A 22,810-nucleotide genomic window follows, 5' to 3' on the forward strand; every position below is an offset into this window, starting at 1 on the left:
CCCACCACAGTCACTGCCCGCTTGGACGACTTCGCCTGCCTCCAGCCGACAAAGCCCCCGGACCCCGCGTCTGGACTCGTATGAAATCGCTGAGCGACTGCGATGCTGGCGAACGACGCGGCCACGCCGCGGTTGCCGCTTACGCCTCGGCCCAATAGTCCATCAGCACACGGCGTATGAGGCCCTCGCTTCGGCCCCTCAGCAGGGCCTCGCACCGACGGCCGCGGCGGGTCCTTCGCTGTCGAGCCCCTCTGGGGCGACCGCCGCTCGGTCTCCACGCGTCCCTCAAGGGGAGGACCGCGTACCGGTCTACCTCCTCCCTGTTTCCTCGACCACGGTTCTCCGCGCTTGTACCTATAGTCGAAATTCAGCCACCGATTATCGAACTCCTCTGCCGTAAAAGACACTTCCATAATTAGCCGCGTGCATGACACCTTGCGTCCACCACCTGTTTCGTACGACCCGGCCTGACCCCCGGGTCATCGGAGGACGCATTGATACCCCACAGATCCAGCCGCCCTCGACGTACCCTCGTGCTGGCCGCCGGGCTCAGCGCGACGCTTGCCTTCGGGGCCCCCGTCGCGCTCGCCGACACCGCCCCCGTCTCCCCCTCCGGCACCGACGCACCTGCTCCCGCGGCGGCGCCCCGGGCCGCGGCCCCCGCTTCCTCAAGTGCGACCTGGGTTGCCGGCACCCGCGCGTACCTCGTGATCACCGCCCCGGGTGACACCACGGCGGTCCGCAACGCGGTGACCGCCAACGGCGGAACGGTCTTCCAGTACTACGACGCGATCGGTGTCATCACCGCCCACTCCGCGTCCGCCTCCTTCGCCGCGACGATGCGCGGTGTGAGCGGGGTTCAGCAGGTCGGCGCCACCCGCACCTCCGACGTGCCGGCGGACGCCTACAACCCGGCGCTGCCCGCCAACCCGGCACAGTCCACGACCCCTTCGGGCGAGCCGGTCCGCGCCGACATGACCCAGATCAAGGCCGACCAGGCATGGGCCGTCACCACCGGCTCCGCGTCCGTCAAGGTCGGCATCCTGGACACCGGTGTGGACGACCAGCACCAGGACCTGGCGCCGAACTTCAACGCCGCGGACTCCGCGTCCTGCGCGTACGGCAAGCCGGACACCCGTACCGGCGCTTGGCGCGACATCGGCACCCACGGCACACACGTGGCCGGCACGGTCGCGGCTGCCAAGAACGGCAAGGGCGTCATCGGCGTGGCCCCAGGCGTGAAGATCTCCTCGGTGCGCATCGCCGAGCCCGGCAGCTCGCTCTTCTTCGCCGAGAACACCATCTGCGGCTTCATGTGGGCTGGCGACCACGGCTTCAAGGTCACCAACAACAGCTACTACACCGACCCGTGGCAGTTCAACTGCCCGGACAACGCCGACCAGGCCGCGATCATCGAGGGCGTCAAGCGCGCCCAGGAGTATGCGGAGGCCAAGGGCTCGCTCCAGGTCGCGGCGGCCGGCAACTCCAACCTCGACCTGGCCAACAAGACGACCGACACCGAGAGCCCGAACGACTCGACGCCGGTCACTCGCACCATCACCAATGCCTGCCTGGACATCCCGACCGAGCTGCCGGGCGTCGTCACCGTCTCGGCGATGGGCACCACCGCGAAGGCCTCCTACTCCAACTACGGCCTGAACGTCGTCGACATCACGGCCCCGGGCGGAGACACCACCGGCATCTACAGCACCCTGCCGGGCGGCAAGTACGGATCCAAGAGCGGCACTTCGATGGCCTCGCCGCATGTCGCCGGCGTGGCGGCGCTACTGGCCAGCACCAACCCCGGCATCACCCCCGCGCAGCTGCGCGACAAGCTGGCCACCCAGGCCAACGACGTCGCCTGCCCGTCGGACAGCCGCTGCAAGGGCACCACGGCCAAGAACGGCTTCTTCGGCGAGGGACAGGTCGACGCCCTCAAGGCCGTCGGCAGCACCCCGCCGCCCGGCAAGTACTTTGAGAACACAGCCGACTTCGCCGTCGGTGACAACACGACCGTGGAGAGCCCGATCACCGTCAGCGGCGTAACCGGAAACGCCCCGGCGACCCTCAAGGTAGGTGTGAACATCGTGCACACCTACATCGGGGACCTGAAGGTCGACCTGATCGCCCCGGACAGCACCGTCTACACGGTCCACAACCGCTCGGGCGGCAGCACCGACAACATCAGCCAGGTCTACACCGTCAACGCCTCCTCGGAGGTCGCGAACGGCACCTGGAAGCTCCGGGTCAACGACAACGCCGGCGGCGACACGGGCAGGATCGACTCCTGGAACGTCACATTCTAAAAGTCGTCCTCCCCCGACGAAACCCTGCTGGAAGCGTTGCCGGGCTCAAGCCGTAGGCACGCCGACATCGAATGCGGCAGGGTACTGCCCGGCGCGTACTCCACGGCCCGACGAGCCGGACAGCCCCCTATGCCCGGTGGCGGGTCGCGAGAAGCGACCCGCCACCGAGCATGATCTTTAACGTCCTCACGTCGCACCGGCATCGCGGTCTTCGTCGTGGCCCTGGCCTATCTTGGCCTGCACATGCGACGCTCCGGTCGACGCCGCCCGCTGCGCTGACTTGAGACGCTCTGCGAAAACGCGGCGGCGCATGCCGAGTGAAGTCGGCCGTCCGGGCGCGGCACCCGTACCGCGCGTGCCTCAGCACGAGGGAGTTCAGTAGCACCAGCGTGCGGGCCGACGCCGCGCCCCCTTGGTGCTGCGTCGCCGAGTACCACGAGTGGGTAAAGACTGCGCGTGTCTCTTTCGGTACCCGGGCCGGATCGACGACACTTGTCGTAAGACAAGAGTTGCTCAGTGGTGAACACACGAGCATGGCATCCGCTGGCCTGCCGGCGCAGGGACAGTGGGAGATGTGCAGCGATGACCGCGATAGCCGCTGGAGCGGGTGAGGCCTCGGACGGGGATCGTCCGACTGGTCTGCCCGCAGGGCTCCTGCCCGAGGTGTTCGAGTGTCTGCCGGACGCTGTGACTGTCTCCGTTGCCGTGCGGGATGCCGACGGGCGTGCGGTGGATATGCGGCTGGAATCTATGAACGCAGCCGCTCGGGCCGGGCAGCCCGGCCAGGCGGCGCCTATCGGGGGGTTGTGCAGCGAGCTGTGGCCGCAGATGGTCGACAATGGCTCCTTCGCCGCTTGCATGAGGGTCTTGGACACCGGTGAGCCTGCGCAGGGAGCATTCACCTGGACGCAGGTGAGCGCGTATCGGGCGGCGGACTACGAGTTCCAGGCCGTGCGGGTCGGAGCGGATCATCTGCTGTGGGTGCTGCGCGACAACAGCGAACGTGTGCTGAGAGCCGAGCTGCTGGCCGAGGTCACCGCAGCGCTGGCGGCGGCGGACACCGTCGCCTCGGTCATGACGGTTCTCACCACGCATATCATGCCGGCCGTCGGGGCCGTGGTCGGTGCCGCCGTCCTGAGCGAGCCGGGCAGTGACTGCTACACGGTGCGGCACCTCCATGACGCGGATCAGACGCTCCAGCCTCCCGCTCCCTTCAGCGTCCACGCGCCCTACCCCATGGCCCACACCGCCCGAACCGGCCAGGCCCTGTTCTTCGCCGACCCGGCCGAGCGGGCGCAGGCCTTCCCCGAAGCCGCTCATTTCTTCACTGAACGATTCCAGTCGACGGCAGTCCTGCCCTTGCGCGTGGAGGAACGTCTCTTCGGCGCGGTCAGTTTCCATTTCTCCGTGCGCCACGTTTTCGCCGACTCCGAGCGTGGCTTCCTGAGCGCTCTGGCAGGGCAGTGCGCTCAGGCCCTAGACCGTGCCCGGCTGCTGCGCGAGTCCGCTGACAGGCAGGCCCAGCTCCAGGCTCTGTCCGATGTCAGCCGTGTCCTGGCCACATCCCTGGACCCGGAGACGACCTTCGCCAACATCGCAGCCACTGTGGTGCCGCGACTTGCCGACGGATGCCTTATCCATGTCATCGACGAAGCCGGGCAGCCGGCCCTGGTCGCCCTGGCCCACCGCGACCCCGCGCAAGAGCAAGCCTTGCGCGCGCTGCTGCGCGACTACCCTCCGCGGCTGGACGCCGAAGGCGGAGTCGGAGCTGTGGTCCGTACCGGCCGATACGAACTGGTCACCGATGTCGTCCGCACGCTGGACCGTCTGGCACGCAGCCCGGAACATCAAGCAGCCCTGCGCGGTCTGATTCCGGCGGCGTCCTGGCTTGCGGTTCCCATGACGCAGACCGGGGCCGTGATCGGCGCCATGGTCCTGATCCAGGCCGCCCCTGCGCAGAGCCTGTTCACCGAACGTGACATCCCCTTCGCCCAAGAGCTCGCGCAACGCGCCGCACAGGCAGTCGACAACGCACGGCGCTTCACAGAACAGAGCCAGGTCGCCAGCGCCCTTCAGAAAAGCCTGATGCCGGCCAGCCTGCCGGACATGCCCGGCGTGGAGCTCGCGGCGTGCTATCACCCCGGAGCCCGGGGCAGCCTGGTCGGCGGCGACTTCTACGACATCGTCCCGACCGGCCGCCGCAGCTGGGCCCTGGCCATCGGAGACGTATGCGGCAAAGGCCCTGAAGCAGCTGCGCTGACCGGCCTGGTACGCCACACCGCGCGCGCCGCCGGACGCCTGGGGACCGACCCGCGCACGGTGCTGGAGGCGGTCAACAGCGCCATCATCGCGGACCGGCCTGCTCACCGCTTCTGCACCGCCGCCTACGCCGACCTGGACCTGAGCGCCTCACCGGCTCGCCTGCGCCTGACCCTTGGCGGGCACCCGCACCCCCTGCTGCGCCGGGTCGACGGAACGGTCACCCGGCTGGGCAGAGCAGGCACCCTCCTTGGTGTCGTGAACGACCCCCCTCTGCACACCACTGAGGACGACCTTCATCCCGGGGACCTGCTCCTGCTGTATACCGACGGGGTCACCGAGCGCCGCTTGGGCGCCGCCATGCTCAGCGAGGACGGCGTGCGCGACATTCTCGTCCGTACGCGCCATTCTTCCGCCTCGGCCACCGTCGCCGCACTCGAGCAGCAGGTGCTCGGCTATGGCCCGACACCGCCAGAGGACGACTTCGCCATCCTCGCCCTGCGCATCACCTGACGCGAGACAGGTATGCGGCAGCTAGCCACATCCGGCCACCAGGCCCATGTGGTGCGGGCGAGCCTCACACAGCTGAAGCGCTCACGTGCGCGCCGCCGGCCCGGGCGCAGTTCCTCTTACTGACCCTGTCAGACAACCTTCATCTACCACCCTGACCCGGACATACCACACCCCTTGTCCGCATAGCCCAAAAGAACAGCGACTGGCTCATCCGGGCCAACGGTGACGAGGTGATCAAGCGAAATGCGATCGACCCCGTGGCCTGGTCACGAACAGCTGCCCGCTCGCCAGCGCGGGACCCGGGTTAGTCCAGAACCTGTTCGGGAGTGCTCTGAGCGGCGAAGTGCATCGCCCTTTCCCCACGCCGCAGACCTCCCAGCACGTAGGCGGTGACCACCCGGAATTTTCTCCGCATCGTCCGCGAACGCCAGACACAAGTGCTCGCCGTGGCCCGTCTCTTCGACCAAGTGCTCCCTGTCAGCCCGCATCGTCACTTCAGTCCCACGACGTTCAGCCCGCCATGAGCTCATGCGGGTAGCCAGGTCCGAAGAACTGGTTCCCACGTGAACCATCGGGCTGCCGCGCCAGGAGCATCGCCCCGAAGGTTTCCACGCGAAAGGCGTACGCCTGACCTGCGAGGACCGGGGTATCCGAGAGCGGAATCCCATCCGCTGACCCGTAGGAGGCCACCATGCCGTCCACAGACGTCGTCGAACTCATCCTGCAGGACCACCGACGCATGGAAGATCTCTTCCGCACCATGCGCAACGCCGAAGCCGACCGCGCGGCCGCCCTCGAAGAATTCGCGCATCTGCTGATCGCCCACGCCTCCGCCGAGGAGGACGAGGTCTACCCGGCTCTGCGGCGCTACAAGAACGTCGACGGCGAGGACGTCGATCACAGCGTGCACGAACACCAGGAGGCCAACGAGGCCCTGCTCGCCCTGCTCGAAGTCGACGACATCGGCTCCGATGAGTGGGACGAAAAACTGGAAGAGCTCGTCACCGCGGTCAACCATCATGCCGACGAGGAGGAGCGGACCCTGCTCAACGACGCGCGGGAGAACGTCGCCGACGACCGCCGCTCGCAGCTGGGCGAGGCGTTCCGCGAAACCCGCGCGAAGTACCTGGAAAACGACTGCGGCAGCATCGACAGCGTACGCAAACTGGTCGCTTCCAGCAGCAAGTGATCCCGCCGCACGGAACGTCACCTGTCGGCGCCTCCACTCAGCGGCGCCGACAGCGCGCAGGCCACCTCCGTGCGTGCGAAGCCGTGCGTCTCAAGGGCGCTGCACCTGGCCCGGGTGGTCACCGGCTCGCCGACACGGCGGGCAGGCGGGCCTGCGTCCTGGGTAACCGGGTTCACATGCGGTAAGGGCTGCCGTGAAGGTGGGGCTCGGGCTGGCGCGTCTCGGTGAACACCGTGGCCCGCCTCATGGCCGAACTCGGCCTAGCCGGACGGAAGACACGCCGTCGGCACGGGCTGACCCGGCCAGGCAAACGGCCGACGGCCCGGACTTCGTGCGCCGTGACTTCACCGCGGACGCTCCGGACCAGGTGTGGTGCGGTGATATGACCGAGATCATCACCGGTGAGGGCAAGCTCTACCTGGCCACCGTCATCGACCTCCTCTCGCGTCGATTGCTCGGCTACGCGATGGGCGCCTGTCACGAAGCCGAGCTCGTCGTCGCCTCCCTGAACATGGCCGCGGCCACCCGCGGCGGCGACGTCAGGGGTGTGATCCACCCGCACCGAGGCCCGGCTGAGGATCGCGACCTGGATCACCGGCTTCTACAACACCCAACGGCTACACGGCGTATGCAGGTACCAGAGCCCGATCGACTACGAACGAACCCACCAGGCCAACCCTGCCGTGGAGTTGGCCGCTCGAAAGATCTCCACGGCACGAGGGGATTGACATCAGCAGGTTCTCCGAACGCGCCCCGCACAGTACGCGGTAGTGAAACAAGGACGCACGTCTGTCCACGCACGCCGGCAAAAACGAGCCGCGAGCTTCGCCTCAATGCCCGCACTGACCCCTTGTATCCCTCGCCTACCGGCGCGGGTTGTCAGGCGCACAGGGCCCACCGGGCTGGTACTGCCCCGGCGCACGATCTGCTGCAGCTTCTGGCCCTCCTGGTCGGTCAGTCTGCGCACCCGCACAGTGGTCAGAGCACTAGCGGGATGCCGATACCTGCCCGGAGGTGCGTGGGATCGTTCCAGGTTGGTCGGCGAGCCACTCCTGCAGCTCGCGGTGGCGGAACTGATAGGCGTTGCCCGAGATGCGTAGCAGCCCGCCCTGGTAGGCCCAGTTGAGGAATGTCCCGAGCCTCCAGGGCAGGACCCGCCGCGCGCACAGCAGCAGCAGCACGGCGTAGCGTGTCCAGGCGTTTGCCACAAGGATCACCGCGAGCAGTGACACGGCACCCAGCGAAATACCGAATGCGGTCCCCATGGTGACCCCTGCTCCTGTCCCTACGACCAAGCCGAAGACCACCGCAACCAGGAGCCCTGAGACAAGGTCGCCGCGCAGCAGCCTCAGCGGATCGCTCACCGGGCGGTCCGCATCTCCCACGGGGCGGGAGGTGGCCCTGCCGAGGAAGGCCGTACTCATCACCATGACGAGCCCCGCCCCGATACCGAGAGCGGCCAGTGCGCCTGTGGCGAAGCGATTCGGGCGCATGTCGACCATGATCGACACTAAGGCCGCGCCCATGGTGCCCAGCATCGCCAGAGCACCCTGCAGACACGACGCCACAGCACGCATCCGCCGGTAGGGCATGAGCCGTCTTGGCCGGGGCCACGGTTGGCTCCACCGCGGCAGCCCCCAGAGGCACACCACGACGGCCGCGGCGACGACGAACAGGAGCGGCGGCGCGGGGCGAGTCAGCGAGGCCAACAGACCGAACCCGACCGCGGCCAGAGCGATGAGTACGGTGCACAGCGCCAGGTGGGCAAGACGCACCCGGCGGGGACCGGCCAGCAGCCACAGCCTGTGCGGCACGATGTCCAGCTCGGGTGCCGCTGGCGGGTGTGGATCGGCGAGACCCGCGCCCATCGGTCGGCCACGCCACAGCGCCAGACCGCTCACCGGAGGCACGGCTCGCAGGTGCCGTGCCAGCAGCCCCAGCCATTCCTGAACCGCCTGTGCGTCATAGCGGCCGGGATTCTTGGGGTGCAGCTGCACCGAGGCTGGCACGAACTCCTCCAGCAGATGCGTCTGTACGCTTCCGGCGGCGGCCCGCACGCACAGATGGGCCGGATCCCTGCCGGCGGCGTACACAGTAGCGGCCAGCGCCAGTTGCCACGGCGTCGACAGCGCCGCGGCCAGGCGACCTTGAGGATGCTGCTCCAGCTCGTCGAGCACGGGCCGCCAGCCGTTGTGCATGGCGCGACCGGCCAGGTAGTGGCGGGCCTGCTCGGCAATGACGGGCACCAAGTCGATCCACGCCGAGTCCCGCAGACCCCTGCCCGCGCCGCTGAGCACCTCGTACTGGTCGGTGCGGCAGGTGAGGACCACGGGTGCCGGAGCGCGTCCCTGGAATCGGGCGTTGAGCTTCTCCAGTGCGCTACGGGCGCGCGGTGTTGCGGCGAGTGACGCGGCAGACGGGTCCATCTCGTCCAGCCCGTCGAGGACGGGCAGCACGCGCCCCTGCCGCACCAGATGCCGAGCGACGGCCGGGTGCCGGTCGTACTCCTCCACCAGCTGCTCGACCAACCAGTCCTCGAACGCACGGTGTGTGTCCCAGCCGGCCAGGGCGAGTCGCACCGGTACGGGGTCTTCGGGCCTGCGGTCCTCCAGCAGGGCCAGCACCAACTCCACCGCCAGCACGGTCTTGCCTGCCCCGGCCCGTCCCGTGATCACTACGCGCCCGTAGCGGGTGAACCGGTAGAACGAGCCGACCTCTCCCAGCTGCCCGCCGGACACAGGCCCCGAAGGGCCTTGCACGACCACGGACCGCGCCTGCTCGCGGATCCGGAACTCCACATCGATCGCCACATGGTCGGCGCCCAGCAACTGCCTGCGCTGAAACGTCTCCAACTCCACGACACAGGCTGCGAGATCCTCGGCCAGCACCGGCGAGTCCACCGGCTCCCACGGACTGCGCCGCAGCCCCACCACCGAAACGATCAGGGCCACAACCGCGACCGCGAGAGCCACCACACTCGCCGTGTCCTGTGGCTCCAAGCCACCACCGACCAGAGCCTGCAGGGTCCATACCCCGCATCCCGCCACGGCGACGCCGCTGGCAGCGAACACCACCTGCCAGCCCCGCCGATGACCGCGTCCCCCAACCCGCATGTGTTCACTATCGCCGTTCCGCGCACCGACCGCGCGGACTTCCAGCTACCGCGATCAGCGTCTCGCCCCGGCGGAACCCCGACCAGCTCTGACCACGGAGCACTTCGCCCCGGTCCTCGGCGTGCTGAAAGTCCCCGGTGACCGCGCCAGTTCCTCGCCGAGGCGGTCCGCACCACGAACGAGGAGTTCGCCGGCACCCTCGGCGTGAACCTCATCGCGCCTCCGAGCACGATGGCCGTGCGCAGCCCCGCGCTGGCGAAGCTGTCTCCGAAGTCCGCTACGGCACCATTGCGTCGAACGCCTGGACCGGCGTCGGCTGTCTCACCGCAACCGCCTCCTGGGATGCTTTCCCGGGGCACACCCCGCGACGACGTGCAGAGCGGCATCGGCGTCGTGCACGACGCGCTCTTCATGGACGGGCCCGAGCGCACCGTGGTCCGGAGCCCGTCCACCCTGCTGCGCCCCAGGCGCTCCTGCACGGGGTTCAGCTTGATCGGGCTGGCACTCTGGGCACCGATGCAGCACGCCCGTCGCTTCTGTACCAAAGCGGCAGCATCCGCCTCACCCCGCAGCCAGGCAACTCATCGCCAACGAGACAGGGCGGGGTCGGCGCATGGCCCCGCCCACGGGATTCCCAACTGTCTCTCTGGCCGGGCTCTCACCTCGTCCCGGCCTCGAGTGGTCCAGAAGCTCCTCACGGTGTGGACTTTCCGACGCGCAGGGAGTCATGGACACATCGCTCGTCGCAGAGAGTTGGTGAGGCGCCCTGATTTTAGAAGAAGTGCTTGCGTCCACCGACCGCGCGACCGGTCGCACCCAGGAGCCACAGGATGACGCCCACCAGAATGAGGATGCCACCGATCGTCGTCAGCAGACCCATGCCTACAAGCAGGCCGATGATCAGCAGAATAAGTCCAAGAATGATCATTTTGTACCCCATCGTCAATTCCGGCTCAGGCGCGTGTGCGTATGAGCTTCACAAGGGCCTGAGTTCGTCCCTTGGTGGGTAGATCCCGACCAGCTCCGAATGCCAGGACCTTGGTGCGATAGCCCTTGTGCCCGGCGACACGGTGTTCACGCCCTCCTTCGGAACTTCGTTCAGAACGCCATCTCCTCGACCGTCCTCTGCTCCGGAAGGTCCTGCCACCCCGGACGGTTCGGACGTTGGTGACGGAGACACCGGGCAGCGGCGCCTACGGGCAGACGCCCCTGTAACGGGGGGACACTGAAATACCGTCCTGACCAGGTTGAATCCGGGTTCGGCAGTCGGCTACAGCCCACTTTCGATACACGGCCTGCGCTCGACCCCTTCGCTGTCTCCTGGTGGCGGCCCCGGTGCGCCTGGCCGCCGCCCGGTCCCCTCAGGTCACCGGTCCCGTGGTCGGCGGCGCGGGGTCGTAGGCGGCGTCCCGGGTGATGTCGCGCAGGCGCAGCGCGGCCGTGAGGAGGTCCCGGTGGGAGGTGAAGAGGGCGCTGACGCCGAAGCGCAGCAGGTCGGGTGCGCGCATGTCGGCGATCACGCCCCGCTCGGCGAGGGCGACGGCCAGTCCGCGGGCGTGCGGGTGGCGCAGGGTGACCTGGCTGCCGCGGCGGGCGGGGTCGGCCGGGGTGACGGAGGTGAAGCCGAGGGGGGTGAGGAGGGTGTCCGCGCAGTCGAGGAGGAACCCCGTCAGCGACAGGCTCTTGGCGCGGACATCGGCCAGGTCGACGCCGTCGAAGGCGGTGAGAGCCGCTTCGAGGGCGAGCAGCGACAGCACCGGCGGAGTGCCGATGCGGGCACGGGCGATGCCGGGGGCGGGCGTGTACTCCTGCGCCAGGGCGAACGGGTCGGCGTGGCCGGTCCAGCCGGGCAGCGGCGTCTCCAGGACTGCGTGGTGGCGGCGCGCCACGTACAGGAAGGCGGGGGCGCCGGGGCCGCCGGAGAGGAACTTGTAGCCGCAGCCGACGGCCAGGTCCACGCCGACCGCGTCGACGTCGAGGGGCAGGGCGCCGGCCGCGTGGCACAGGTCCCACAGCGTGAGGGCGCCGGAGTCGTGGGCGGCGCCGGTCAGTGCCCGCATGTCGTACAGCTCCCCGGTGCGGAAGTCGACGGGCGAGTAGCTGACGACGGCGACCCGGTGGCCCTCGGCATCGAGGAAGCGCGGGAGGTCCGCGGGCTCCACCCGCCGTACCTTCAGGTCCCGGCGGCGGGCGACCGCGTCGGCGAGGTAGCGGTCGGTGGGGAAGTGCCCAGGGTCGGTGACCAGCAGCGGGCGGTCCGGGCGGAGCGCGGCGGCGGCGTCGAGCGCGGTGAACAGCTGCACGCTGGTGGAGTCGCCCGCGACCGTCTGGCCGGGCGCGGCCCCGATGAGCGCGCCGATGGTGTCCCCGACCCGCAGGGGAGCTTCCCACCAGCCGTTCGCGTTCCAGGAACCGATGAGGCCGGTGGCCCACTGGTGCCGCACCACGTCGTCCAGGGCCGCGGGGACGGCGGCGGGCAGCGGGCCGAGGGAGTTGCCGTCGAGGTAGACGACGTCCGGCGGGAGGAGGAAGCGGGCGCGGAGGGGGGCCAGGGGATCGTCGGTGTCGAGCCGTGCGGCTCGCCCGCGCAGGTCGGCGGGGGCGGACAGTGCGGCGGTCATCGGTGTGCGGCCTCCTCGGCCGCGCGACCGGAGCCCTTCGGGGGGAAGGCGGCGGCCATGTCGCGGAGGGTGTCGGCGACCGCGCGGGCGCCGGGCGCTTCCGGTTCGATGAGGGTGTAGTGGCCGGTGCCGGGCAGGACGACCGTCCTGAGGTCCTGGTGCACGGCCGCGTAGTCGCCGAACTGGGTGAGTGGGACCTCCTCGTCGGCGGCGCCGTGCAGCAGCACGGTGGGGACGCCGGTGGTGCCGGTGTCGCGCAGCAGGGTGAGGGGGTCGACCTCGGGAAGCCGCTGCGCGAAGTGCTCATCGCCGCCGAGGAGTTGGAGGGCGGCGTCGTTGCTGAGGCGGTCGCGGCGGGTGGCGGTGAGGTCGGTGATCGGCGCGAGGGCGAGGACGCTCGTGGGCAGGGTGCGGGTGTGCCAGCGGGAATCGGGTGGCAGCAGTCCCCGGGCGGCGCACCACAGTGCCAGGTGGCCGCCGGAGCAGTGGCCCGCCAGGACGTAGGGGCGCCCCTGGGGCAGGGTGTCCACGATGCGGGCCACGTCGTCGAAGGTCTCGGGGTAGCCGCCCGCGCCGCCGGAGCGGCGGAAGCCGGGGAGCAGCACCTCGAAGCCCTGCCGGGACAGCCAGGCCGCGAACGGGGTCAGGTGCATGCGGTCGTAGCGCCAGTAGCCGCCGTGCAGCAGGATCACCAGTGGGGCGTCGGGGTCGTCGGACGGCCAGGCGTCGTAGGACTGGTGGGGGTGGTCGCCGTAGCGGCCGTGCGCCGGTGCCAGGACCGGCTTCAGGCTCAGGACCCGCTGCTCCTCCTCGGCGGCGAAGGCGGAGACGGCCCTAGATGTCACCACGCACCTCCCACAGTTCGGGGAAGACCGGGCGGGTGGCCCGCTGCTCCAGCCAGGCGAGCCCGGCGGAGCCCGCGCTGCCGGGTTTGGCGCCCATGGCGCGGCGCACCACCAGGACGTGGTCGTGGCGCCAGCGGGTGACGAGTTCGGCGATGTCGGTGAGCAGTTCGCCCAGCGCGAGGTGGGGGTGGTGCTGTGGCCCGGCGTAGATCCGCCGCCACGCCTCGGTCACTCCGGGGTCACTGGTGTACGGGCTGGTCATGTCGCGTTCGCGGACGTGGCGCGGGACGGGCAGGCCCTGCCGGTGGAGGTAGGCCAGTACCTCGTCGTACAGGGACGGTTCGCGGTAGGTCTCGGCGAGGGCGTCGTGGACGGCCGGGTCGCCGCGGTGGGCGCGCAGCAGCCCGGCGGACTTGTCGCCGAGGAGGAACTCCACGTGCCGGTACATCGCCGACTGGAACCCCGACGCCCGGCCGAAGGCGGCTCGGAAACCGTTGAACTGGGCGGGCGTCAGGGCGGCGATGGGCGCCCAGGCGCCGAGCAGAGCGGTCAGCGCGCGGCGGCTGCGCGTCAGGGCGTCCATGGCCGCGTGCAGGTCGTCCTTGGCGAAGGCCACCCGTGCCGTGCGCCACTCGTGCACGATCAGGGTGAACCACAGTTCCATCACCTGGGTGGTGACGAGGAAGCCCATCTCGTCCGGGGCCTCGGTGAGGGGGTGCTGGAGGGAGTTGAGCACGGACGCGTGGACGTACGTGTCGTAGGGGCTGGCGCCCGCGAAGGGCCGGGTCAGGGCGTCGTCCGTCACCGGCTCGTCGAGGGCGGACGTGCGGTCGTTCATCGCATCTCCTAGGAATGCGGCCGGGTCACACACCGAGGTGGGCGCCGCCGGAGGCGTCGATCCACTGGCCGGTCACCCAGCGGGCGTCGTCGCTCGCGACGAAGGAGACGACGTCGGCGATGTCCACCGGGTCGCCGAGCCGGCCGAACGTGGAGGCCTCGGAGTAGCGGCGGCGGATCTCCGGGACGGCGAGGGTGGGGTTGATCTCCGTCTCGGTGTAGCCGGGTGCGACGGCGTTGACGGTGATGCCCCGGGGTCCCAGTTCCTGGGCCAGGGAGAGGGTGAGGTAGTCGAGGGCGGCCTTGGTCATGGTGTAGGAGACGATCGCCGGGAAGGCGACGCGGGTGGCGACGGAGGAGATGTTGACGATTCGGCCGCCGTCGCGCAGGCGGTCCAGGCCGCGCTGGATGATGAAGAACGGCGCCTTGGTGTTGATCGCGAAGACGCGGTCGTAGTCGGCCTCGGTCACCTGGGCGAGGGGGCGGGGGACGGTGATGCCCGCGTTGTTGACGAGGATGTCCAGGCCCGCCGGGGCGTCCCGCTCCGCCAGGGCCGCGTCGAAGGCGGCCCAGAGGGTGTCGGCGTCGCCGGGGACGCCGAGTTCGGCGTGCACGGGGAAGGCGCGTCCGCCGTCGGCGTCGATCTCCTTGACGGTCCGCTCGGCGGCCGTCCGGTCGTGGCCGTAGTGGACGGCCACCAGGGCGCCCTCGCGGGCGAGGCGGCGGCTGATGGCTCTGCCGATGCCCCGGCTGCCTCCGGTGACCAGGGCGGTCTTTCCCTCGTGGCGGGCGGTGGCGGTCATCGTGGGTCTCCTTCGCTTCAGGGAGTGTACGGATCAGGTGTCGAAGTCGAGGGTGATCTCGGGGGTGAGCGGCCGGGCGCGGCAGACGAGGGTGTAGCCGGCGGCGTGGTCCCGTGCGTCCAGGGCGTGCTGGCCGTCGGCCGTCACCTGCCCGGACAGGACCTTGGCGCGGCAACTGCCGCATACGCCCTCGCGGCAGGCGTACGGCACGTCGGGGTGGGCGCGCAGCAGGGCGTCGAGGAGGACCGGGTCGTGGGGCTGAACGGTGGCGACACGGCGGCGGCCGTCGAGCAGGGCGGTGACCTGGACCTGTCCCGCCCCGGGTGCGGGTGTGGCCGGTTCCGGTGGCCGCTGTGCCGTCCCCCCGGGCGTGAACAGCTCCCAGCGGACGAGCGCCGGATCGGCGCCCTCCTCGGCCAGGACCCGCCGCGCGGTGTCGACGAGGCCGGGCGGTCCGCACAGGGCGTGGGCGGTGTCCGGGCCGGGGCAGGCGTCCACGGCCGCCAGCAGGCGGCGCAGCCCGGCCGCGTCGAGCCGTCCCGCGAGCGGGCCGCCCCCGCTCCCCCGGTCCTCGCGGGTCAGTACGTGCAGGACGGTGCACCGGTCGACGAACTCGTCCTTCACCTCGGCCAGTTCGTCGGCCAGCAGGGCGTCGGCGGCGGTACGGACCGAGTGGACGAGGGTGACGCGGCAGGCCGGGTCCCGGCGCAGCGCGTGGGCGGCCATCGGGGCCAGCGGGGTGATGCCGGTGCCGCCCGCGAGGAGGACGTGGTGGGCGCCGAGCAGCTCCGGCAGGGCGAAGGTGCCGGTGGGCGGGGAGAGTTCGAGGTGGTCGCCGGGTGCGAGGCGGGTGGCGGCGTGGGTTCCGAAGCCGTCGGGGGCGCCCTGTTTGATCACCAGGCGGAGGGTCGCGGGGGCGTGCGGGGGCGGGCAGACCGAGTAGCTGCGGCGGAATTCGCCGTCGCCGTGGCGGTGCCGGACGATGACGTGCCGGCCGGGGTGGTGGGCGAAGACCTCGCGCAGGGCGGCGGGCACGTCGAAGGTGACGGCCACCGTGTCGGCGGTCGGGTGGCGGACCTCGGTGACGCGGAGCCGGTGCCAGCGGGGGCGGGGTGAGGCGGCGGGCGGGGCAGGGGCGGCGGTGTTCACGGTGGGTGCCTTACTGCGCGGTCAGGTGGGGGAAGGGCTCGCGGCATGCCGTGCACCACAGCACCGACTGGCAGCGGGAGGGCCCGAAGGGGCTGTGCGGCCGGGTGGCCCGTGAGCCGCAGTGCGGGCAGGGCACCTCGCCGAGACCGACGAGGACCGGGCCGGGGCCACCGGGGGCCGGGGTGACGGGCGGGGCGATGCCGTGCGCGGCGAGTCGGCGCCGGCCCTCGGGGGTGATGCGGTCCGTCGTCCAGGGCGGCGCGAGGACCTGCCGGACCCGGCCCTCGGGGTGGCCGCAGGCGGTCAGGACCTCCCGTACGGCGGCGGTGATCTCGCCCAGCGCGGGGCAGCCCAGGTAGGTGGGGGTGATCTCCACCTCCAGTACGCCGTCGGCGGCCGGGGCGACGGAGCCCACCACGCCGAGGTCGCCGAGGCCGATCACCGGCAGTTCCGGGTCCGGGAGCGCCGCCACCCGTTCGCGCACCTCCTGGGCGGAGCGGCGGGAGGTGTCCGGTACGGTCCCGCTCACCAGGTGCCTCCGGGGAACTGCCGCCGCACCGACTGCAGTTCGGCGATGAGCGGCCCGAACTCCTCGGTGTGCAGCCCCGAGCGGCCTCCCGTGGCCGACCAGGCGGGCCGGGGCACGGTGAGCCCGGCCCCGGTGACGACCTCGGTGACCTGCCCGAGCCACGTCTCGCGCAGCGGTGCCGGGGAGGGCACCGTGCCGGAGGCGGCCAGGCGGCGCAGCACCTCGTCCTCCTCGAAGAGTTCGGCGGTGTACGGCCACACCCGTTCCAGGCCGTCCCTCATACGGCGGGCGCTCTCCTTCGTGCCGCGCCCCAGCGTCACCGTCCAGCGGTCGGCGTGCAGCCGGTGGTAGGCGACCTCCTTGGCGGCGCGGGCGCCGAACGCGGCGAGGTCGGGGTCGGCGCAGTGCGCGAGGGCCTCGTAGTACAGGACGGCGTAGTGGGTGTAGGCGAGCTGCCGGGCCACGGTCACCGCGAAGTCGCCGTTGGGGAGTTCGGTCAGCAGGGCGTTGGTGAACTCGCGGTCCGGGCGGCCGTAGGCGAGGTCGTCCTCGGTGCGGCCGGTGCCGTCGAGCCGTCCGGCGCGGGTGAGCAGGGCGCGGGCGTGGCCGATCAGGTCGAGGGCGATGTTGGACAGGGCGAGGTCCTCGTCGATGGTCGGCGCGCGGGTGATCCACTGGCACAGCCGCTGGCCGAGGACGAGCGCGTCGTCGCCGAGGCGCAGCAGGTGCCGGGCCAGGTCGGGTGCGGCGGAGGGTCCGTTCGGCCGGGGGTCCGGGCGCGCCGCCGGGGCGTCACTCGTGATGCTCACCTTCGGGGCCTTTCTCGGTCAGCGGCGCGAAGTGCTCGGGGTAGCGGTAGGGCTTGTGGCGGGCGCCCGCGAAGTACGGGTCGCGTTCGTCCGGGGACGCCGTGTGGACGGCGTCGGAGCGGACCACCCACACCGACAGCGGGTCGCCCCGGCGCGTGTACAGGTCGCGGGCCGCGGCCAGTGCCGCGTCCGGTGCGGCCGCGCGCACCGAGCCCACGTGCTGGTGGGCCAGGCCCCGGCGGGCCCGCACGAAGACCTCCCAGGACGCCGGTGCGCCCTCCCCCGTCCCGCTCATCCGTCCTCTCCTCCCCGCGCGTCTTCGACGGCGGCGTACGCGGCGGCGGCCTCGCGGACCCAGGCGCCGTCCTCGTGCGCGGCTCGGCGGTGCGCGATGCGCTGGCGCGCCCAGTGGGTGTCGTCGCCCAGTGCCTCGCGGTAGGTGTCCCAGTCGACCGGGGTGAAGTCGTAGTGGCCGCGCTCCTCGTTCCAGCGGATCGCCGGGTCGGGCAGCGTCAGGCCGAGGCGTTCGGCCTGCGGGACGCAGGAGTCGACGAAGCGCTGGCGCAGCTCGTCGTTGGTGTGGCGCTTGATTCCCCAGGCCATCGCGCGGCGGGAGACTCCGGCGCCCAGTGCGGCGCTCGGCGCGTCGGCGCCGCCCGCCTCGGTGTCGGGCGGCCCGAACATCAGCGCCACGGCCGGCAGCCACCAGCGGTCGACCGCGTCCTGGGCCATCTCCTTCTGCTCCGGCGTCCCCTCGCACAGGGCGCGCATCAGGTCGTAGCCCTGCCGGACGTGGAACGCCTCCTCCTGGCAGACGCGGCGCATCGCCCGGCCGTACGGCCCGTACGACGTGCGGCACAGGGGTGCCTGGTTGATGACGGCGGCGCCGTCCGTCAGCCACGCGATGGCCCCGGTGTCCGCCCACGTGAGCGCGGGATGGTTGAAGGTGGCGGAGGCCCGCTGCTGCCCGCGGTGCAGGGCGTCCAGCAGGTCGGCGCGGTCCACGCCGAGCGTCTCGGCGGCGGAGTACAGGTACAGGCCGTGACCGGCCTCGTCCTGGACCTTGGCGATGAGGACCGACTTGCGGTGCAGGGACGGGGCGCGGGTGAGCCAGGCGCCCTCCGGCTGCATGCCGATGATCTCGGAGTGGGCGTGCTGGGCGATCTGGCGGACCAGCATGCGGCGGTATCCGTCGGGCATCCAGTCGCGCGGTTCGATCGTCTCACCGGCGGCGACGAGCGCGTCGAAGTGCGCGAGCAGGTCGCCCTCGTCCACGGCGGGGGCGGTGGCCGGCGCGGTCACCGGCCACCGCCCGGGCGTCCGGTGACCGCCGCGGCGGTGCCGTACCGCGGGCACCGTCCGGGGGTGCGGGCCCGTACCGGCTGCCTGGGCACGCGCATCACTCCTTCGGTTCGGGACCGCCCGTGCGGGGCCGGGCGGAGCGGGTGGCTTCGTAGCGGTAAGAGGCCCTGGGCGCGGCCCGGCTATCCCCGCGGCGGCCGGTTCGGGCGCGTGACAAAGCTCACGGGCCGGTCCGGGGAGTGCGGCCCGGTCCCGTGCGCCTCTTCAGGGGGTGACAGTCGTACATCGCGCGGCGGCCGGCACGCCGAGGCGGAAGGGGAAATCATGAGCACCATCAGGGAGTTGCTGGTCGAACTCACCGGTACGGCCGAGTACGCCGACCAGGTCGGCGACGACGTCGCCCTGGTCGACACCGGCATCGACTCCGGTGATCTGGTGCGTCTCGTGCTGCTCGTGGAGCAGCGGCTCGGCGTGGAGATCACCGCCGAGGACGTGCAGGAGCTGCGCACCATCGCCGACTACGAACGTTTCGTGGCCGAGCGCACGGTCGCCGGCGCGAGCGGCGGTGCGTGATGTGGCTGACGCAGCTGCTGGAACGCAACCGCCAGTGCTGCCCCGACCGGACCGCCCTGGTCGACGAGGAACGCAGCGTCACCTGGGCCCAGTTCCACGACCGCACGCTGGAACTGGCGTACGGGCTGGCCGAGTTGGGCATCGAGCGGGGTGACCGGGTCGCCGTGCTCGCCAAGGACCGGATCGAGGTCCTGGAGAGCTACTTCGCGCTGGCCCGGCTCGGCGCGCTGTTCGTGCCGCTGAACCACAGCCTGGCCGAGCCCGAGGTCGCCGGGATCGTGGAACGCGTCGCCGCGGTGGCCGTCATCGGGGAGACGGAACTGCTGGACCGGCACCCCGAGCTGCCCGCGTCGGTGCGGATCCGGCTGGCGCTGGACAAGCCCGCCTTCGCGGCGCTGGGCACCCTGGCCGGGGCGCGGGAGCTGCCGCGGGTGGCCGACACCGACCCGATCGCCGTCCTGCACACCTCGGCGACCACCGGGCAGGCCAAGGGGGTGACCGTCGACAGCGGGTCGTTCCGGGCGATCGCCCTGGGCTGGCTGGTGATGGCCCGCCCCACCGACGGCATCGTCATGGTCAACTGCTGCCCGCTGTACCACGGCAGCATGGTCGTGTCCCTGACCTACCTGGCGGCCGGTGCCACGGTCGTGCTGATGCCCGGTTTCACTCCGCAGCGGGCGCTGGCCGCGGTGGAGCGGCACCGGGCCACGCACATGTGGCTGGTGCCGCAGATGCTGCGCTTCATGCTCCAGGCCAAGGGGTCCCACCGCACCGACCTGTCGTCCCTGCGGGAGATCCTGTACGGCGCCGCCCCCATGCCGCTCGACGTCTACACCGACGCGGTCGGGCGGCTCGACTGCGGCTTCCGGCAGGTGTACGGCATGACCGAGGTGGGCGGCCCGTTCGTCACGCTCGGTCCCGACGAGCACCCCGCCCCGGGGGACGTCACCGCCCGCATCCCCTGCGGCCGGGTCGTCCCGGGCATGTCCGCCCGCGCGGTGGGCGAGGACGGCCGGGAGGTGCCGCGCGGCGAGATCGGGGAGATCGTGGTGCGCGGGCCGGGCGTCATGCAGGGTTACTGGAACGACCCGGAGGCCACCGCCGAAATCACCCTCGACGGGTGGACCAGGACGGGTGACCTCGGCTTCGTCGACGACGAGGGCCGCATCAGCCTGGTGGACCGCACGAAGGACGTCATCATCCGTGCGGGCCAGAACGTCTACCCCTCGGAGATCGAGCGCGCTCTGATGACCCATCCGGCGGTCCGGGACGCGGCGGTCGTCGGGATGCCCGACGAGGACTACGGCGAGGTGCCGCTCGCGTACGTCGCCCTGGAACCGGGCGCGGAGGCGGGCGCGGCGGCGCTGCTCGCGCATGTCGGGGGGCTGCTCGCGCCGTACAAGCGCCCGCGGCGGGTGGAGTTCATCGAGCAGGTGCCGCGCAACCCCGCCGGGAAGATCGTCAAGAAACTGCTGCGGGTGTGACGCGTGCGGCGGACGCCGATGACCCCACGTTCCGCGCGGACCGGGCCGGCCGGGACGGAGACGTCCTGCCCGGCCCGGAACGGTCGGGAGTCCTCGGGCGCGGCGGGCGGTGAGGCCGGGCGGGCGGCAGGGAGCGCCCCTTGGCGGGCAGCAGGAAGTGAGCCTGGGCGGGCGGCTGGGAGTGGCCCCTGGCAGACCGTGGGCGGTGAGGCCGGGCGGGCGGCAGCCCGAGGGCCCGCCCGGGCCGCGGATGACGCGTCCGCGCGGGCAGCGGGCGGAGCGCTCGGGCTGGGCGTCGCGGCCGTCTGCGAGCCGGGGCCGCAACCGGCCGGGCCCGCCGAGGCGGCCGCAGCGGCGTCGATGCCGCCGAAGCGTCGGCTGGAGTTCCTGGCCGGACGCCGGGCCGCCCGGCGGGCGCTGCGCGCGGTAGGGCTGGAGTGCGGGGAGATTTCCAGGTCGGGCCGGCTGCCGGTGTTTCCGCCGGGCCGGGCGGCGTCGATCTCGCACAGTGCCGGGATCGCCGTCGCAGTTGCCCGCGCCCCGGGCCGGGACCTGCCGCTCGGCTGCGACCTGGAACTGCGTCCCCTCCCGCGCGGCGCGGCCCGCCTGGTGCTGCGCGCGGACGAGGAGGCGCTGCTCGGTGCGGGAGCGCAGGCCTGGTCGGTGACGGAGCTGTTCTCCGCGAAGGAGGCCGCCTGGAAGGCCCTCGTGGGGCCGGACGGCGAGCACCCGGCCGGACCGGTGGAGAGCCTGCGCGACCTGCAGGTCCGCCCCGACGGGGACGGTCTGCGCGTCTGCCCGCGCGCGGAACCCGCACACGCGGTGCGGGTGCGGGTGGTGCGCGTCGGGGCGGGCGTGTTCAGCTACGTCGTCGGCCGGGCCGACGCCCACGGCTGAGCGGGGTCTCCCTGCCCCCGGCGCGCCGGGGGCAGGGAGACCCCGCTACCGGGTCAGCGCTGCGTGTTGCCGCCGTCCCGGTAGGTACGCCGTGCCGCGTCGGCGGCCGTGTCGGTCTTGGCGTCGTACTTGTTGCCGGTCCGCTCGTCGACCACGCGCTCGGCGCCCGAGACGCCCTTGTCGGCCTGGTCGGGGGGGCCCTTGGCCATCTGCTTGGCCTTGTTCATCATGTCGCCCAGCTTGCCCATGAGAAGTACCTCCGGCGGGGGTGGCGTGAAAGTCGTACCCCGCCGCAGGTACCCCTCTGAACCGGGACGAATCACCCCCGGTCGCCCACTCGGGCGGCCATGTTCCCCGCCGGATGGCGGTTGTCGTGGATGAGCTGGTGGGCGAGGCCGATCTCCTCGAAATCGAAGGTCCGGGACAAACACGGGTCGATGACGCCCTGGTCGATCAGCCGGGTGATCTCCCGTGCCTCGCGGGCGGTGGCGACGTGCGAGCCCTGCAGGCGCTTCTGCCGCATCCACATGAAGCGCAGGTCCACGTCGCCGTTGTAGCCGGTCGTGCCGCCGCACAGGACGACCATGCCGCCGTTGTCACACAGGTACAGGGACGTGGGGATAGTGTCGGCGCCGGAGTGCTCCAGCACGATGCGCGGGCTGCGGCGCTCGCCGAGCACCTCCCAGAAAGCCCGTCCGAAGGCGCGGGCCCCCGACAGCCAGCGGCCCATCGCCTCGTCGTCGGAGGTGTCCGGCAGCCGCCCCCAGTGGTCGAACCGCCGCCGGTCGATCCAGCCCTCCGCGCCCAGCTTGAGGCAGAACTCGCCGCGCTCCTCGCTGGAGACGACCGCGACGGGGATGCCGCCGACGTGCCGCACCAGCTGGATGGCGATGCAGCCGAGGCCGCCTGCGCCGCCCCAGATCAGCACCGGATCACCAGGGCGCACGGTGTGCGGGGACCAGCCGAACAGCTGGCGGTAGGCGGTGGCGGCGGTCGCCATGTAGCAGGCGGCCTGCGCCCAGGACAGCCGGACGGGCTTGGGGTGGAGCATGTAGTCGTCGACGACGGCGAACTGGGCGAAAGAGCCGTAGTTCTCCTCGTAGCCCCACACCCGCTGGCTGGTGGACCAGGTGGGGTCGCCGCCGAGGCGGATGTCCTCGGCCCTCTCGTCCCAGCGGTTGGCGAGGACGACGACCTCGTCGCCGAGCTTCACCCCGCGGACGTCCTCACCGACCGCCCAGACGATCCCGGACAGGTCGGAGCCGCCGATGTGGAAGTCCTCGGTGGCGCCCGCCTTCTGCCGGGCGGCGATCACGTCGAGCGGCTCGCCCAGCGCCGCCCAGACGTTGTTGTAGTTGATGCCGGCGGCCATCACCTTCACCAGGACCTGGCCGCGGCCCACGGGCGGGACGTCGACCACCTCGGTACGGAAGGCGTCGACGGGTTGTCCGTAGCGCTCACGGCGGATGAGCGAGGCGTACATCTTCGTCGGGACGGTGCCGATCTCGGGCGCGTCCCCGAGTTCGTAGAGGTCCTGGGTCGTTCTCACGCTGGTTCTCCTCAACACTCAACACGGGTGCA

General features: G+C 71.5%; 19 protein-coding genes and 1 pseudogene. 7 read left to right on the forward strand and 13 right to left on the reverse strand.

Annotated features, from left to right (window positions below; all coding sequences use genetic code 11):
* Positions 1 to 533: 533 nt before the first annotated feature.
* The 4 genes and pseudogenes from ACFYW5_RS34540 to ACFYW5_RS34555 all read left to right on the forward strand — a co-directional run.
* Complete coding sequence (locus tag ACFYW5_RS34540; RefSeq protein ID WP_389421098.1) at positions 534 to 2,306, forward strand: S8 family serine peptidase; 1,773 nt, start codon at positions 534 to 536, stop codon at positions 2,304 to 2,306.
* A gap of 867 nt (positions 2,307 to 3,173) precedes the next feature.
* Positions 3,174 to 5,078 (forward strand): SpoIIE family protein phosphatase, encoded by a 1,905-nt coding sequence (locus ACFYW5_RS34545; RefSeq protein WP_389421099.1) that lies wholly within the window; start codon positions 3,174 to 3,176, stop codon positions 5,076 to 5,078.
* 691 nt (positions 5,079 to 5,769) lie between these two features.
* Positions 5,770 to 6,267, forward strand: a complete 498-nt coding sequence (locus tag ACFYW5_RS34550; RefSeq protein WP_389421100.1) for a hemerythrin domain-containing protein — start codon at positions 5,770 to 5,772, stop codon at positions 6,265 to 6,267.
* A 382-nt stretch (positions 6,268 to 6,649) separates the two neighbouring features.
* Positions 6,650 to 6,772, forward strand: a pseudogene (locus tag ACFYW5_RS34555) (IS3 family transposase); the annotation flags it as partial.
* 481 nt (positions 6,773 to 7,253) lie between these two features.
* Here ACFYW5_RS34555 and ACFYW5_RS34560 read toward each other — a convergent pair.
* From ACFYW5_RS34560 to paaA, 11 genes are all read right to left on the reverse strand, one after another.
* A complete protein-coding gene (locus ACFYW5_RS34560; RefSeq protein ID WP_389421101.1) occupies positions 7,254 to 9,341 on the reverse strand; it encodes an NACHT domain-containing protein in 2,088 nt (695 codons plus the stop codon).
* 811 nt (positions 9,342 to 10,152) lie between these two features.
* Entirely contained in the window at positions 10,153 to 10,308 is a 156-nt protein-coding gene (locus ACFYW5_RS34565; protein WP_389421102.1) for a hypothetical protein, read from the reverse strand.
* Between the two features lie 433 nt (positions 10,309 to 10,741).
* Positions 10,742 to 12,001, reverse strand: coding sequence for a kynureninase (locus ACFYW5_RS34570; RefSeq protein ID WP_389421103.1), 1,260 nt, complete (start codon positions 11,999 to 12,001; stop codon positions 10,742 to 10,744).
* Positions 11,998 to 12,846: an alpha/beta hydrolase family protein gene (locus ACFYW5_RS34575; RefSeq protein ID WP_389421104.1), complete on the reverse strand. Its 849-nt coding sequence runs from the start codon at positions 12,844 to 12,846 to the stop codon at positions 11,998 to 12,000. The genes ACFYW5_RS34570 and ACFYW5_RS34575 overlap by 4 nt, the downstream gene beginning before the upstream one ends.
* Positions 12,836 to 13,684: a tryptophan 2,3-dioxygenase gene (locus ACFYW5_RS34580; RefSeq protein WP_389421105.1), complete on the reverse strand. Its 849-nt coding sequence runs from the start codon at positions 13,682 to 13,684 to the stop codon at positions 12,836 to 12,838. The genes ACFYW5_RS34575 and ACFYW5_RS34580 overlap by 11 nt, the downstream gene beginning before the upstream one ends.
* Before the next feature lie 25 nt (positions 13,685 to 13,709).
* Positions 13,710 to 14,486, reverse strand: a complete 777-nt coding sequence (locus ACFYW5_RS34585) for an SDR family oxidoreductase (protein ID WP_389421106.1) — start codon at positions 14,484 to 14,486, stop codon at positions 13,710 to 13,712.
* A 33-nt stretch (positions 14,487 to 14,519) separates the two neighbouring features.
* Positions 14,520 to 15,635 carry a 2Fe-2S iron-sulfur cluster-binding protein gene (locus ACFYW5_RS34590; protein WP_389421107.1) on the reverse strand — a complete coding sequence of 372 codons (1,116 nt, stop codon included), beginning with the start codon at positions 15,633 to 15,635 and terminating at the stop codon, positions 14,520 to 14,522.
* Between the two features lie 10 nt (positions 15,636 to 15,645).
* Positions 15,646 to 16,164 carry a 1,2-phenylacetyl-CoA epoxidase subunit PaaD gene (gene paaD / locus ACFYW5_RS34595; RefSeq protein ID WP_389421108.1) on the reverse strand — a complete coding sequence of 173 codons (519 nt, stop codon included), beginning with the start codon at positions 16,162 to 16,164 and terminating at the stop codon, positions 15,646 to 15,648.
* On the reverse strand, positions 16,161 to 16,901 hold the full coding sequence (paaC, locus tag ACFYW5_RS34600; protein WP_389421130.1) for a 1,2-phenylacetyl-CoA epoxidase subunit PaaC: 741 nt from the start codon (positions 16,899 to 16,901) through the stop codon (positions 16,161 to 16,163). Before paaC ends, paaD begins: the two co-directional genes overlap by 4 nt.
* Before the next feature lie 55 nt (positions 16,902 to 16,956).
* On the reverse strand, positions 16,957 to 17,268 hold the full coding sequence (gene paaB / locus ACFYW5_RS34605; protein ID WP_389421109.1) for a 1,2-phenylacetyl-CoA epoxidase subunit PaaB: 312 nt from the start codon (positions 17,266 to 17,268) through the stop codon (positions 16,957 to 16,959).
* Entirely contained in the window at positions 17,265 to 18,275 is a 1,011-nt protein-coding gene (paaA, locus tag ACFYW5_RS34610; RefSeq protein WP_389421110.1) for a 1,2-phenylacetyl-CoA epoxidase subunit PaaA, read from the reverse strand. Before paaA ends, paaB begins: the two co-directional genes overlap by 4 nt.
* Positions 18,276 to 18,599: 324 nt before the next feature.
* On the opposite strand from paaA, the gene ACFYW5_RS34615 reads away from it, so the two are divergent.
* The 3 genes from ACFYW5_RS34615 (at position 18,600) to ACFYW5_RS34625 (ending at position 21,229) form a co-directional block, all read left to right on the forward strand.
* Positions 18,600 to 18,848 (forward strand): acyl carrier protein, encoded by a 249-nt coding sequence (locus ACFYW5_RS34615; RefSeq protein WP_389421111.1) that lies wholly within the window; start codon positions 18,600 to 18,602, stop codon positions 18,846 to 18,848.
* Positions 18,848 to 20,332 (forward strand): class I adenylate-forming enzyme family protein, encoded by a 1,485-nt coding sequence (locus tag ACFYW5_RS34620; protein WP_389421112.1) that lies wholly within the window; start codon positions 18,848 to 18,850, stop codon positions 20,330 to 20,332. Before ACFYW5_RS34615 ends, ACFYW5_RS34620 begins: the two co-directional genes overlap by 1 nt.
* 198 nt (positions 20,333 to 20,530) lie before the next feature.
* Positions 20,531 to 21,229: a 4'-phosphopantetheinyl transferase superfamily protein gene (locus ACFYW5_RS34625; RefSeq protein WP_389421113.1), complete on the forward strand. Its 699-nt coding sequence runs from the start codon at positions 20,531 to 20,533 to the stop codon at positions 21,227 to 21,229.
* A 53-nt stretch (positions 21,230 to 21,282) separates the two neighbouring features.
* On the opposite strand, the gene ACFYW5_RS34630 is transcribed toward ACFYW5_RS34625, so the two are convergent.
* Entirely contained in the window at positions 21,283 to 21,477 is a 195-nt protein-coding gene (locus ACFYW5_RS34630) for an antitoxin (protein ID WP_389421114.1), read from the reverse strand.
* Between the two features lie 71 nt (positions 21,478 to 21,548).
* Positions 21,549 to 22,778 carry a crotonyl-CoA carboxylase/reductase gene (gene ccrA, locus ACFYW5_RS34635; protein ID WP_389421115.1) on the reverse strand — a complete coding sequence of 410 codons (1,230 nt, stop codon included), beginning with the start codon at positions 22,776 to 22,778 and terminating at the stop codon, positions 21,549 to 21,551.
* Between the last annotated feature and the right edge of the window lie 32 nt (positions 22,779 to 22,810).

The sequence above is a fragment of the Streptomyces sp. NPDC002779 genome (assembly GCF_042888685.1).
Taxonomy (GTDB): Bacteria; Actinomycetota; Actinomycetes; order Streptomycetales; family Streptomycetaceae; genus Streptomyces.